We start from the raw sequence: 12,728 nt of genomic DNA, 5'->3' as shown, positions 1-12,728 counted from the left end.
GATGGCACCGCAGGATTCCGGTTCGCAGTCGGCCGGCCCTTATGGCACCAGCGCTTACGCTGGGGACAGCGCGGACGCCTCGGCCGCCGCGCTGCCGTTCGGGCTAGGCGACAATCCAGCCGTATCGAACGCGTTGCAGGGTATGCACGCCGATAACCAGGCTGAGGACCTCAGCGAAGACGTGATGATGGGCGAGGACCGGGCAATCGCCGACCCGCCCAACTGGGAGTCGCAGTCCAGCGAACAGCTCTACCTCGGCGCCACGCAGCGCAACGACCCGGCGACCGCGGACCAGATCGGACAGACCTGGACCGAACACGGCAACACGCTCGCCACCGTGGCGAACGAGCTGCACAGCGCGATCGCCAACCTGAACACGGCGTGGCAGGGTGAGGCCGCGGCCGCGGCGCAGGGCACGCTGGCCACGATCGCCGCGTCCAGTGGCCGGGCAGGGCAGGCCGCGCAAATGATGGGCAACCGGCTCGCCCAGCAGTCGGTCGCGGCGGCAAACGTCAAGGCCATGCCGCAGCCGAAGGATTTCGACCCCGGCCAGTCGATGACCGCGATGCTCGCCGGCGGCCCGGCCGCGCTGGCCACCGATATGAAGGCGCAGAAGGACGCGGCCGACTCGGTCAAGGCCGAGCAGGTCAAGTACATGAACGCCTACACCCAGGCGATGTCCGATGTGGATCAGAGCACGCCGACCTTCGACCCGGAGGCATACCGGGGCGGCGGCACCGGACGCGGTGGCGAAGTGCTCAGCGACGGCCCTGGCACTGGGCCGGGCCAGACCGGCTTCGGCGCCGGCCCGATGGCGGGTACCGGATCGTTCGCCGGTGACTACGACGCGCGTGGTGAGGAGCAGATCACCGGGATGCCGATGGGGCCAGGTGGCGGCACCGGTACGGCTGGCGCCGGTGCACCGGCTGCCCCAGCTGGCGCCCCGGCCGCTCCCGCGGCTCCTGCCGCGCCCGCGCCGGCTTCCGGCAACCTCGGCTCCGCCGGTTTCGGTGGCGCTTTCGGTGGGTTCAACTCGGGCGGTGCGGCGGCACGGGCCGGTTCCACTCCGCGGCGGGAAGGCGCGACGACGAGCAGCGCACGTGGGGTGTCCGGGGCGGCGCAGGCTTCGGGTGGCCAGGCGGCTGCCGGCACTCCCGCGCCCGGCGGTACGACCGGCTCGACCGGTGGTGGCGCGGGTGGCTACCCAGGCGGGATGGCGCCAGGCATGGCTGGCGGCGCCGGTGGCGACGCGAATCGTTCCGGTCAGGGCCGGCCAGGGATGGGTGGCGCGCCGATGGGTGGCGCGCGCGGCCAGGCGCAGGAGGACGAGGACTACGAGCGCGCCTCCTACCTGATCGAGCCGGACCCCGAGGAGACCTTCGGCGCGGACAGTTCGGCCGCGCCCCCGGTTATTGGAGAGTGATCCGTGCCCGCCGGGGTTGGTTTCGGGCCGCTTGAACTCGACTTTCTCTGGGAGTCACTGGGCACCACCGAACTGCCTTACCCGTTCGAACAGTATTCGCACGGGAGCACGGTCGGCGAGCGTGCCGCGCTTCGCCGGCAGGTGATGGCAGGACTGCGGGATCGCCGCGTGCTGGACGACACCGGGCGAGTCGTACCCGAGGTGGAAGACTGGCTGATGCTGCTGGCCACGGCCGAGCTCAGCGTCGACGCGGTGTTCCTGCCCGAGGGTGCGGCGCAAGGTGTGCGGAAGGTGCTCGCCGCGGGCACCGCCGAGCGCGCCGTGCTCGCCAGGCAGGACGAACGGGGCACCTGGCTGGCTCCGTTGCCGCCGAGCGCGCTCGCCTCGGCGGTGGTTGACGAGCTACCCGCGGCCGGTCGCGGTGCCGAACAGTCGATCACGTTGCCGACTCGGGAGCTCACGGCCGCTCAGCAACAGGGTTTCCGGCCGGTCAACTCGGGACGGCAGAGCGATGAGGACACGCGTACCGCGCTGGCCAGGTTGTTCGCCCAACCACGGCTGCGCGGCGGGCAGATCGCGGCGAATGCCCGTGGCCGGCTGGGTGGGCGGAACCGGTCCAGGGTGCTCGGCTGGTTCGACACCGAGTCCGGGCGCTACCTGACCCAGTCCAGCGGCGGTGCCGGCGGCGAGGAATGGCTCACTATCGCTCCCGCGGACGCGCCGACCCTGCGGCACCGCATCGGCGAACTGCTGAACGGCGTGCGAGCCAGCAACGGCGGGCGATGAGGGCGCTCCGGCGTGCCAATCTGGTGCACTACGCTGCGATCTGTACCAGTTGAGGGGGAGGTGACGCAGGTGGCTTCGGCCGAATTCTTTACCCCGCTCGCCCTCGACTTCCTCTGGGAGTCGATGAACATGGGTGAGCTGCCGTATCCGTTGCGGTCGCGCTCGCACGGCAGGACCGAGGACGAGCGGCGTGGTTTACGGCATCGCGCGCAGGAGGAACTACGCGCGCGGATGATTCTGGATGGCCAGGGCCGGCTGGATCCACGGGTGGAGGATTGGCTGATCCTCCTCGGCCGGCCGGCGCAGAGCGTGGACTCGATCTATCTCAGCGAGCTGACCGGCGCGCCGGTGGTCGCGCTCGCCGCGGGTGACGCCGCCGATAACGCGGTGCTCGCGGTACAGGATGCGGATGGCCTGTGGTTGCGGGCGATCCCCGGCTCCGCGTTGGCCTCTTCGATTATCGAGCTGCTCCCGACGCATCCACGGGGCAGTTCGCGATCCGTCACGATCGCGGCGACGGATCTGCACCGGCTGCCGAAGGTGGACCCGGCGATGGCCACGGCCGGCGCGGCTACCGGCGGCGAGAGTGGCCGGAGTGGTCGGCGCCGCCTTTCCGCCACCGAAGCGCCAAGTGACCCGCGTACCGCGTATGCGCAGCTCGCGGAATACCCGCGGCAGCGCGGCGGGCAGATCGCGGCGAACAGCCGGAGCTCGGTCGCCGGCCGTCGCAGGTCGCGGGTGCTCGGCTGGTTCGACAACGAGACCGGGCGCTACCTGAGCCTTTCCCGATCGGGCCCGGACGGTTCCGAGTGGGTCACGGTCTCGCCCGCGGATGCCGCTACGATGCGCCACCACATCGGTGAGATGCTGGGTAGCGTCTCCGCCGGACGCTAGTGTCCCGAGTCTCGCTAGCTCGCTCAGCCGAGTGCGCGAAGCGCGGGAACACTACGCAGTGGTCCTTCGTTGTGCACTCTGTGCAGGGCGAAGGGCAGTAGGCGACAGCCGATGGCGACAGGCACTGTGCGATAGGCGCTGCGCCACTCGCGCAACCCGCCGCCCCACGCAGGTGGAGCGTCCGGGGAAGGGCGGTACGCTGGTAATTCGGTGTTCCCGAACTACCTCCGAGATATGGGTGCACCGCAACGGACGTAATCAAGGAGGGTCGAGGCCAGCAGTGGCACGCTGTTGGTTGTTAACGGATGGATCGTAAGCGCCTGCTACGCAACCCCGTGGTGTGGATTCTCGCGGTGGTTCTGCTCTACCTCGTCTTCAGTACGTTGTTCGACGACACCCGCGGCTACAACGAAGTGTCCACGTCCAAGGCCGTGGCGCAGGTGCAAGCCGGCAATGTCGAAAGCGCCGAGTTCGAGGACAAGGAGCAGCGGCTCAAGCTCACCCTCAACAACCCCGTGCAGGGGCTCGGCGAGGGCAGTACCAAGCTGATCACGCAGTTCCCCGCGCAGGCCGCGGGAGAGATCTACAACTCGCTGCAGAACAACAACATCGAGTTCGACACCAAGGTCACCCAGGACTCGTTCCTGACTCAGATGTTGATCTACATGATCCCGCTTGGCCTGCTCCTGCTGCTGTTGTTCTGGATGATGAACAACGCCCAGGGCGGCGGCAACCGGGTGATGAACTTCGGCAAGTCCAAGGCAAAACAGCTGAACAAGGACATGCCGACCACCATGTTCACCGACGTCGCCGGTGCGGACGAGGCCGTCGAGGAACTGCACGAGATCAAGGACTTCCTGCAGAGCCCAGGGCGCTATCAGGCACTTGGCGCGAAGATCCCGAAGGGCGTGCTGCTCTACGGGCCGCCGGGAACCGGTAAGACGCTGCTGGCGCGCGCGGTGGCCGGCGAGGCCGGAGTGCCGTTCTACACGATCTCTGGTTCCGACTTCGTGGAGATGTTCGTCGGTGTCGGTGCATCCCGTGTTCGGGACCTGTTTGAGCAGGCCAAACAGAACGCGCCGTGCATCATCTTCGTGGACGAGATCGACGCGGTTGGCCGGCAGCGTGGCGCGGGGCTCGGCGGTGGGCACGACGAGCGCGAGCAGACGCTGAACCAGCTGCTGGTGGAGATGGACGGGTTCGACTCGCGCGGCGGGATCATCCTGATCGCGGCGACCAACCGGCCGGACATCCTGGACCCGGCGTTGCTGCGGCCCGGTCGGTTCGACCGGCAGATCCCGGTTTCCGCGCCGGACATGCGTGGCCGCAAGGCGATCTTGCAGGTGCACGCCAAGGGCAAGCCGTTCGCGCGGGACGTCAGCCTGGACGGGCTGGCCAAGCGCACCGTCGGGATGTCCGGTGCGGACCTGGAGAACGTGATCAACGAGGCCGCGCTGCTCACCGCGCGGCAGAACCAGCAGACGATCACCGAAGCCGCGCTCGAGGAGTCGGTGGACCGGGTTATCGGTGGTCCCGCGCGCAAGAGCCGGATCATCTCCGAGCACGAGAAGAAGATCACCGCGTACCACGAGGGCGGGCATGCGCTCGCCGCGTGGGCGATGCCGGACCTCGAGCCGGTGTACAAGCTGACCATCCTGCCGCGCGGGCGTACCGGCGGGCATGCGCTGGTCGTGCCCGAGGACGACAAGGAGTTGATGACCCGCTCGGAGATGATCGCCCGGCTGGTGTTCGCGCTCGGCGGGCGTAGTGCCGAGGAGCTGGTGTTCCACGAGCCGACCACCGGTGCTTCCTCGGATATCGAGCAGGCGACGAAGATCGCCCGCGCGATGGTGACCGAGTACGGCATGAGTGCCCGGTTGGGTGCGGTGAAGTACGGCCAGGAACAGGGTGACCCGTTCCTCGGCCGCTCGGCCGGTCGGCAGTCGGACTACTCGCTCGAGGTCGCGCACGAGATCGACGAGGAAGTCCGCAAGCTGATCGAGGCCGCGCACACCGAGGCGTGGGACGTGCTGAACACCTACCGCGATGTGCTCGACGACCTGGTGGTGCAGTTGCTGCAGAAGGAGACCCTGCAGCGCAAGGATCTCGAAGAGATCTTCTCCAGGGTGGAAAAGCGTCCGCGGATCACCACGTTCAACGAGTTCGGCGAGCGCACGCCTTCGGACAAGCCGCCGGTGAAGACGCCTCGGGAGCTGGCGCATGAGCGCGGTGAGCCGTGGCCGGAGCCGGCACCGGAGGCCCCCCAGCAGGAAACGCCCCAGCCGGAAACGCCCCAGCAGGAAACGCCGGAGCCGGTCGGCGCGGCCACCCAGATGTTTGACTCCGGTCAGCAGTCCGGCCAGCTCGATCAGGGCCAGCCAGTCGGTAACGGGCTCGGCTCGAACGGCCAGGCCGGTCGGCACGCCGCCTACCCCGAGCAGCCGACACAGGGCTATCCGCAGCAGGGCTACCCACAGGGTGGCCCGGTTCAGGGTGGCCCAGTGCAGGGTGGCCCAGCTCAGGGCGGGCCAGTGCAGGGGGGTTACCCACAGAGCGCCAGTCCGAACAGGGCAGGTCCGCCGCACTATGGTGCCCCGCCCGGCTGGCAGCCGGCGACTACCCCGCGTGGTCGGAACCAGCAATGGGCGCCGCAGTGGGAGCAGTCGGGCAACGAATACGGCCAACGTGAGGGAACCGACGGTACATATCGCTCGGCTCCGGAGCAGTCCACGCAGTACCGTTCGGGGGAACCGGGAACTGATCATCCAGAACCCGGTAACCAGGACGACCGTGGACAGCGGCCGCCGGAGGACGGCGAGCGTCGCTGAGCAGACGGTTAACGGTACGGCCCTGGTCGATCACTTCGACCAGGGCCGTTGTTTCCGAGGAGGGCACCGTGACCCGGAGCGAGAACGTCGGTGGCAACGGCGTGCCGGACGGCCGCGCCGGGATCGAAGTCGTGCCCGAGGAGTCGGAAAGCGGGCGGCGCGAGTTCGACCAGGAACGGGTCGAAAGGGCCATTCGTGAGCTGCTGATCGGGGTTGGCGAGGATCCGGACCGGGCCGGTCTACGGGAAACCCCGGCCAGGGTGGCGCGGGCCTACCGAGAAACCTTCGGTGGTCTACACGTCGACCCGGACGAGGTGCTCGACCGCACGTTCGCCGAAGGTCACGAGGAACTGGTGCTGGTCACCGATATCCCGTTGTACAGCACCTGCGAGCATCACCTGGTTCCCTTCCACGGCGTGGCCCACGTCGGTTATATCCCGAACGCGCAGGGCAGGGTCACCGGTCTGTCCAAACTGGCCAGGTTAGTGGACCTGTACGCGAAGCGGCCGCAGGTGCAGGAGCGGATGACCTCGCAGATCGCCGACGCGTTGATGCGCAAGCTGCGCCCGCGCGGGGTCATCGTGGTCGTCGAGGCCGAACACCTGTGCATGTCCATGCGGGGTATCCGCAAACCCGGTACGCGCACCACGACCTCGGCGGTCCGCGGTCTGCTGCAGACCTCCTCGGCGTCCAGGGCGGAAGCACTCGAGTTGATCAGGGGGCGGGGTTGATCGAAACCAACGAAGGGCCGGCCGCCCGGTTGCCCAATCCCGGCCGCTGTGTGGTGATGGGCGTACTGAACGTCACCCCGGACTCGTTCTCCGACGGCGGGCGGTACCTGGATGTCGCGGACGCCATCGAGCATGCCGAGCGGATGTGGTCCATCGGCGCGGACATCATCGATATCGGCGGCGAATCAACCCGGCCGGGCGCCGCGCGGGTGGATGCGGAGACCGAGATCGCCAGGGTGGTTCCGGTCATCAAGAAGCTGGCCGGGATGGGGATCGAGTTGAGTGTGGACACCACGCGCGCTTCGGTCGCCGCCGCCGCGATCGCGGCAGGAGCACGGGTGGTCAACGACGTGTCCGGCGGGCTCGCCGACCCAGATATGGCCCGCGTGGTCGGCGAGCTCGAAGTGCCGTGGGTGCTGATGCACTGGCGCGGGCATGCCACCGAGATGGACGCGCTCGCCGACTACACCGATGTGGTGCGCGATGTGCGGGACGAGCTTTCCGCGCGAGTGGACGCGGCGCTGGCCGCGGGCGTGTCCGAGCAGGCCATCGTGCTCGACCCGGGGATCGGCTTCGCCAAGAAGTCGAAACACAACTGGGCACTGCTCAATTCGCTGGATTCCTTGCTGGAACTGGGTTTCCCGGTGCTCGTCGGGGTATCGCGGAAACGGTTCCTCGGCACCCTGCTTGCCGGTGAGGACGGTAGCTCGCGGCCACCGAGCGGTAGGGAGAACGCCACCGCGGCGGTGTCCGCACTTGCCGCCGGCGCGGGCGCCTGGGGCGTGCGGGTACACGATGTACAGCCCTCGCTGGACGCGATCGCGGTTGCCGATGCCTGGCGGCGTGGCAATGGCTGATCGGATCACGCTTACCGGGCTGAAGGTGTTCGGCCGGCACGGGGTTTTCGAGCAGGAACGGGTGGATGGCCACAAGTTCGTCGTGGACGTGACCGTGTGGGCTGATCTCACGGCGGCCAGCCGCAGCGACGATCTCACGGACACCTTCGACTACGGCGCGATCGCCCAGCTGGCCGCGCGGATCGTCGGCGGGGAGTCCTGCCTGCTCGTCGAACGGCTCGCCGGCAAGATCGCGGACGAGCTGATGCTGGACGCGCGGCTGGTGGCGGCCGAGGTGACAGTGCACAAACCGACAGCGCCGATCCCGCTGGACTTCGCCGATGTGGCGGTCACCATTCGCCGTTCCCGGCGTAGCGCGGGCAAGGCAGCCAGGGCGAGCGAATGACCAGCGCGGTGCTGTCCATCGGGTCGAATCTCGGGGATCGGCTTGGCTATCTGCTGCTTGCCGTGCGCGAGCTCGGCGACGCGGTGCAGGCGGCTTCGCCGGTGTACCAGACCCCGCCGTGGGGGGTAACCGATCAGCCGGACTTTCTGAATGCCGTGCTGCTGGTGGCCGACCCCGCGCGCACCGAATGGGACTGGCTGGCTGCGGCGCAGCACTGTGAGCGGGCCGCGGAGCGGGTGCGGGAGCGCCACTGGGGGCCTCGATCACTGGATGTGGACGTGCTCACGGTTGCCGGTGTGACCAGCGCCGACGAGCGACTGCGGCTGCCGCATCCGTATGCGCACGAGCGCGCGTTCGTGCTCATTCCCTGGCTGGCTGTCGATCCGGACGCGGAGCTTCCTGGACACGGTCGGGTGGTTAAGTTGCTTGCCGAGCTACCCGAGGTAGCACGGGCGGGTGTGCTGCGTAGGGACGATCTGACGCTGGGTTGAGCACGCCATCGCACCGGCCGGCGGCCCCGATGGTGCCGGCCGGCTATCCTGGCCTCGTGCATTTCACCCGCCCCCGCGACCTGGTAGGCGCTGGGCTTGTTGGGCTTGTGCTGGGGTATCTGCTCCTTCAGCTGATCTATGCCCAGCTGCCGGGGCTGCCGCTGTTCGCCGGCGTGACACTGGGGGTGCTGGCACTCGCCGAGTTCGTTTTCGCCTTCCAGCTGCGCGCCCGGATCCACGAAGGTCGGATGGTTCAACCACTGACCGCCGCACGGGCAGTAGCACTCGCGAAAGCCAGTTCGTTACTCGGAGCGATCATGCTCGGGGTCTGGCTCGGTGTTCTGGGTTACTTGTTGCCGCGCAGCGGTGATCTCATCGCGGCGCAGGACGACACCCCCAGTGCCGTGATCGGATTGCTGTGCGCAGGGCTTTTGATCGGTGCGGCGCTGTGGTTGGAGCATTGCTGCCGTACGCCGAAAGACCGACGACAGGACAAGCGTCACCCGTCAGGATCAGACGAGTAGGTCTCAAACTGATAACCGCGAGGTACGGTAGGGCCCATGAGTGGCACTGCCGAGGGGTCGCGCGCCAGCCGTAGGCTGACGCGCCCCTTGGTGCTGCTCCTGATCCTGCTGGCGGTAGGAGCGACCGCGATACTGGCCTTCACCGAGGACGAGCGCCTGCTGAAGCTGGGCGTGCTCGCTGGACTGTGGGCAACGCTCGGCGGGGCATTCCTCGCCGCCAGGTATCACCGCGAGATGGCGCGCAGCGAGCAGCGGGCCGCCGAGGCGCAAGCGGCGTATGAGCACGAGCTGGAACGTGAGATCGCCGCGCGTCGCGAGTACGAGCTGGAGATCGAGGCGGACGCCAAAGCCGTGGAAGCCGAGACGCGCGCCCAGGTGGCAGCCGAATCCAGGGAAGAGCTGGCGGAACTGCGTGCCGAGCTGAGCGCATTGCGGGAGAGCCTGCGCTCGCTCGTCGATGGGGAGCTCCTGGTGGAGCGCGTGGCGCTGACCGCGCAGTCCACCCGGATGCGCTCGATCCAGGAAGACCCCAAGATGGTCGATCCGCGCGGCCCGCAGCAGGTCAAGGGGCAGCTGGTGGCCGGGCCGGAGGCCGCGGACCTGGCGCAGGCCGATTCGCCGACCCAGCTGATTGGGCGCCTGTTCGACGATCAGCCTGGCCGGCCAGCCCAGCCGGCCGGGGGCGAGCCCGCACGGCAGGGCCTAGTACATCCCGAACCAGTACATCCCGAACCAGCGCGCTCAGCGCCAGTGCGCCCCGAGCCGGCACAACCCGAGCCGGCACAACCCGAGCCGGCACAACCCGAGCCGGCACAACCCGAGCCGGCACAACCCGAGCCGGCACGCCCTGAGTCACGGCACGCCGAACCAGTGCACGCCGAACCAGCGCCCGCTGGACCGGTGCACGCTGAGCCAGCGCACGGTGGGCCAGTGCACGGTGGGCCGGTCGCTGCTGAGCCGGCCACTCCTCCGGAACCGGTACCCGCCAAACAGGCCAGCGACGCGGCGCCGCCCGAGGCGCCAGCCCAGCCGCCCGCGCCGGCCGAACCGGCGCGCACTTCGATCGCGGGGCTGCCGGTCCGCCAACCAGCACCGGCGCCAGCCGAGTTCGAACTGACGATGCCGCAACCGATCGTGGCCGCACCGCAGGATCACGCGCCTCGGGATCAAGCACCTCGGGATCAGGCGCCTCGGGATCAGGCGGAGCCGCGACTCAGCCAACCGGACAGCATCCCCGAAAGCGGTATTCCTGAAAGCAGCGCCCCCGATCGCGCTGACCGTCCGGCTGCCGATGCATCCGCCGGCGCGCGAACCGTTCCCGAGCACCCCCCGGTTCGCCCGCCGCAGCCCGAACAGCCACCCGCCAAGCTCGCGGAGGAATTCACGTTGGACTGGACACCCTCCTGGGAGATGGACCAATCGCATCGAAGCTCCGCTCGCGCCCGTCCGAGGGATCTGGGCGCCGCATTCCCCACCAGGGAACGCGCGGCAGAACCGGCGGAGCCCACGCAAACGGGTCAGCTGCCGCAGAGCGACCCCTGGGCGCTGGACTTTCCCGTGGAGCCGGCGGGCGAGCCAGGCGCCCTGTTCGTCGATTCACCAGAAGCGGCCGAGCCAGCCGCTGAATTCGACCCCGGGGAGCCCGCCGCGGTCGAGCAAGCGCCCAGGCAGCCGGATCCGGTGGAGCCGGAACCTGGGGAGCAGGCCGATGCGGGCCGCGGTCGGCGTCGGCGGCATTCGGCAGAAGACGGTGAACTGGGCGCGCTCGCCGAGGCGATGCAGCGTTCCAGGGGCTCCGGTGGTCGCCGGCGTAAACCGGAAGCGGAGCCCGCCGAGCTGAACAACCCTGAGCCGAACAACCCTGAGCTGAACGAGACCGAGCCGTACGAGACCGGATTGAATGGCACCGGATTGAACGGCGCTGGGCTGAATGGCGCGGGGCTGAACGGTGCCGGGCTGAACGGCACCAGCTTCGACACCGGTTTCGACGATGCGGGTTTCGACGCGGGCTTCAACTGGCAGTCCGATGAATTCGGTAGTACCGACCTCGCCACCGAAAGCTCCACGGCCAGCGATTTCGGTTCGAGCGACTTCGATTTCTCGGACTTCGGCGGGGACCGCAACGGCGCCTCCCGCAATGGCAGCACCGGCGGCTCCTTCGACACCGAGTTCGCCAGCAGCGAGTTCAGCAGCAGTGAGTTCGCCAGCTGGGGCTCCGAGCAGGACTACCAGCTGACCAGCAGCGAGTCCGCGGATTGGGCGTTCAGCGCCGAGACGAGCGAACCGCGCGACGGCTGGCACCAGGAAGCGGCGGAAGCCGAGCCGAGTTTGGCGCGCTCGAGCGGATCGCATGGGGCCGGCGGGCGCTCGGTCGCCGATCTGCTCGCCGCGCACGGCTCGAACGAGGACACGCCGCGACGGCGACGCCGTCGCGCGGATTGACGGTTCGTTCGCGTACTTTGCATCGCGACCGCACGTCCGCGACCGAGAGTGACCCATGAACACCGCCACTGAGGGCGCACGCCCATTGCGCGACTACGCGGCGCGCCTGCGTACCGTGCTGCTGCCCATCATCGGGCTGGTGTTGCTGGCGTTGTGCGGCCTGGTGTTGCTCGCGCTCGGTACGCTGCACTTCGGCGGGCTCGCGCTCACCGTTGGCGTCGTGCTTGCGCTGTTGCCAGTCACGGTGGTGGTCGGCGCTTTCCTCTGGGTGGATCGCTGGGAGCCGGAGCCGGCCAAACTGCTGATGCTGGCGTTCACCTGGGGTGCCTGTGTCGCCGCGCTGACCGCGCTACTGATCAACAACACCGCCGAGCTGGTCGGTGACCAACTCCTCGGCAGGGGCAGTGGAAATACCGTCAGCGCGGTGCTTTCCGCGCCACTGGTGGAAGAAACGCTCAAGGGCGCCTTCCTGGTTGGCATCTTGCTGTGGCGGCGCAAGGAATTCGACGGGGTGGTGGACGGGATCGTCTACGCCGGTTTCACCTCAGCCGGATTCGCGTTCACCGAGAACATCTACTACTTCGGCCGGATCTTTACCGAAGAGGGCATTGGCGATTGGACCGGCAACGGCGTGCTGGTCGCGTTCATCGCCAGGGCGGTACTGTCGCCGTTCACTCATCCGCTGTTCACCGCGCTGCTCGGGATCGGGCTGGGCATCGCCGCACGGACCCGCAGCACCAAACTGGCTGTGTTCGTATCGCTCGCGGGTTTCGTCGGTTCGGTCGGCCTACACGCGTTGTGGAATGCCGCGGCGACGCTCGGCGGCAGCGAAGTGTTTCTCAACGTGTATTTCCTTGTCATGGTCCCGATCCTGGCCGGATTGGTGGTGCTGGTGAACTGGCACCGCCGCCGCGAGCAGCGAATCGTGGCCAGCGCGATTCCCGAGCTGGTCGAAGCAAGGCTGGTGGCCGAATCCGAAGCCGAACTGCTCACCAGCCTGCCGGAACGGCGGCGGTGGCGCCGGCAGGCGAAAGCGGAATCAGGTAAAGCCGCCGCCATCGCGGTTGGCAACTACCAGTCGGCGGTTACCGAGCTCGCGTTCCTGCGCAGTCACGAATCGAGTGGGCTGGACGAGGCGACGGCGGGTCAGCGGCAGACCGAGCTGGTCGCCGCGGTACGCAAGGCCCGCGCCGACGCGGTACGCAGCTCGTTCGCCTACCAACGCGGTCGCTCGCCCGGGTGAGGCTGGTCACCAGGACCGGCAGCGGGCCCGCGCGGCCGGCTACTATCCCGCCGTCGTCTGGTACCCGCAAGCAGGTCGGGACTGGAACGCAATGAGGAGTGCGCGATGCAAGCCACTGAACCCC

11 protein-coding genes are annotated in these 12,728 nt (G+C 68.5%); all 11 read left to right on the top strand.

Annotated features, from left to right (window positions below; genetic code table 11):
• Window position 1 precedes the first annotated feature (1 nt).
• The 11 genes from EV191_RS03375 (at window position 2) to EV191_RS03325 (ending at window position 12,604) form a co-directional block, all read left to right on the top strand.
• Window positions 2-1,423 (top strand): hypothetical protein, encoded by a 1,422-nt coding sequence (locus EV191_RS03375; protein ID WP_132875298.1) that lies wholly within the window; start codon window positions 2-4, stop codon window positions 1,421-1,423.
• 3 nt (window positions 1,424-1,426) lie between these two features.
• Complete coding sequence (locus EV191_RS03370) at window positions 1,427-2,209, top strand: ESX secretion-associated protein EspG (RefSeq protein ID WP_132875297.1); 783 nt, start codon at window positions 1,427-1,429, stop codon at window positions 2,207-2,209.
• A 69-nt stretch (window positions 2,210-2,278) separates the two neighbouring features.
• Window positions 2,279-3,103: an ESX secretion-associated protein EspG gene (locus tag EV191_RS03365; RefSeq protein ID WP_132875296.1), complete on the top strand. Its 825-nt coding sequence runs from the start codon at window positions 2,279-2,281 to the stop codon at window positions 3,101-3,103.
• A gap of 305 nt (window positions 3,104-3,408) precedes the next feature.
• Complete coding sequence (gene ftsH / locus EV191_RS03360; RefSeq protein ID WP_132875295.1) at window positions 3,409-5,931, top strand: ATP-dependent zinc metalloprotease FtsH; 2,523 nt, start codon at window positions 3,409-3,411, stop codon at window positions 5,929-5,931.
• Between the two features lie 122 nt (window positions 5,932-6,053).
• A complete protein-coding gene (gene folE, locus EV191_RS03355; RefSeq protein WP_132876120.1) occupies window positions 6,054-6,662 on the top strand; it encodes a GTP cyclohydrolase I FolE in 609 nt (202 codons plus the stop codon).
• 56 nt (window positions 6,663-6,718) lie between these two features.
• Window positions 6,719-7,519: a dihydropteroate synthase gene (gene folP, locus EV191_RS03350; RefSeq protein ID WP_132876119.1), complete on the top strand. Its 801-nt coding sequence runs from the start codon at window positions 6,719-6,721 to the stop codon at window positions 7,517-7,519.
• The gene (gene folB, locus EV191_RS03345) at window positions 7,512-7,904 is read left to right on the top strand and encodes a dihydroneopterin aldolase (protein ID WP_132875294.1); all 393 of its coding nucleotides are present in this window, start codon (window positions 7,512-7,514) and stop codon (window positions 7,902-7,904) included. The genes folP and folB overlap by 8 nt, the downstream gene beginning before the upstream one ends.
• The gene (gene folK / locus EV191_RS03340) at window positions 7,901-8,395 is read left to right on the top strand and encodes a 2-amino-4-hydroxy-6-hydroxymethyldihydropteridine diphosphokinase (protein ID WP_132875293.1); all 495 of its coding nucleotides are present in this window, start codon (window positions 7,901-7,903) and stop codon (window positions 8,393-8,395) included. The genes folB and folK overlap by 4 nt, the downstream gene beginning before the upstream one ends.
• A 56-nt stretch (window positions 8,396-8,451) precedes the next feature.
• Window positions 8,452-8,919: a DUF3180 domain-containing protein gene (locus tag EV191_RS03335; protein WP_132875292.1), complete on the top strand. Its 468-nt coding sequence runs from the start codon at window positions 8,452-8,454 to the stop codon at window positions 8,917-8,919.
• 36 nt (window positions 8,920-8,955) lie between these two features.
• Window positions 8,956-11,361: a DUF6779 domain-containing protein gene (locus tag EV191_RS03330; RefSeq protein WP_132875291.1), complete on the top strand. Its 2,406-nt coding sequence runs from the start codon at window positions 8,956-8,958 to the stop codon at window positions 11,359-11,361.
• 115 nt (window positions 11,362-11,476) lie between these two features.
• Window positions 11,477-12,604, top strand: a complete 1,128-nt coding sequence (locus EV191_RS03325; RefSeq protein ID WP_132876118.1) for a PrsW family intramembrane metalloprotease — start codon at window positions 11,477-11,479, stop codon at window positions 12,602-12,604.
• The last annotated feature ends 124 nt before the right edge of the window (window positions 12,605-12,728 follow it).

The organism is Tamaricihabitans halophyticus, assembly GCF_004340875.1.
GTDB lineage: Bacteria > Actinomycetota > Actinomycetes > Mycobacteriales > Pseudonocardiaceae > Tamaricihabitans > Tamaricihabitans halophyticus.
Note: the sequence above shows the minus strand (reverse complement) of the source record. Positions and strands in the feature narration are given on the sequence as shown.

Bases quoted from the DNA above. Each gene is read 5' to 3' on its own strand.
- folP (WP_132876119.1), top strand. From the start codon at position 6,719: ATGGGCGTACTGAACGTCACCCCGGACTCGTTCTCCGACGGCGGGCGG.
- folB (WP_132875294.1), top strand. From the start codon at position 7,512: ATGGCTGATCGGATCACGCTTACCGGGCTGAAGGTGTTCGGCCGGCAC.
- EV191_RS03330 (WP_132875291.1), top strand. From the start codon at position 8,956: ATGAGTGGCACTGCCGAGGGGTCGCGCGCCAGCCGTAGGCTGACGCGC.
- folK (WP_132875293.1), top strand. From the start codon at position 7,901: ATGACCAGCGCGGTGCTGTCCATCGGGTCGAATCTCGGGGATCGGCTT.
- ftsH (WP_132875295.1), top strand. From the start codon at position 3,409: ATGGATCGTAAGCGCCTGCTACGCAACCCCGTGGTGTGGATTCTCGCG.
- EV191_RS03375 (WP_132875298.1), top strand. From the start codon at position 2: ATGGCACCGCAGGATTCCGGTTCGCAGTCGGCCGGCCCTTATGGCACC.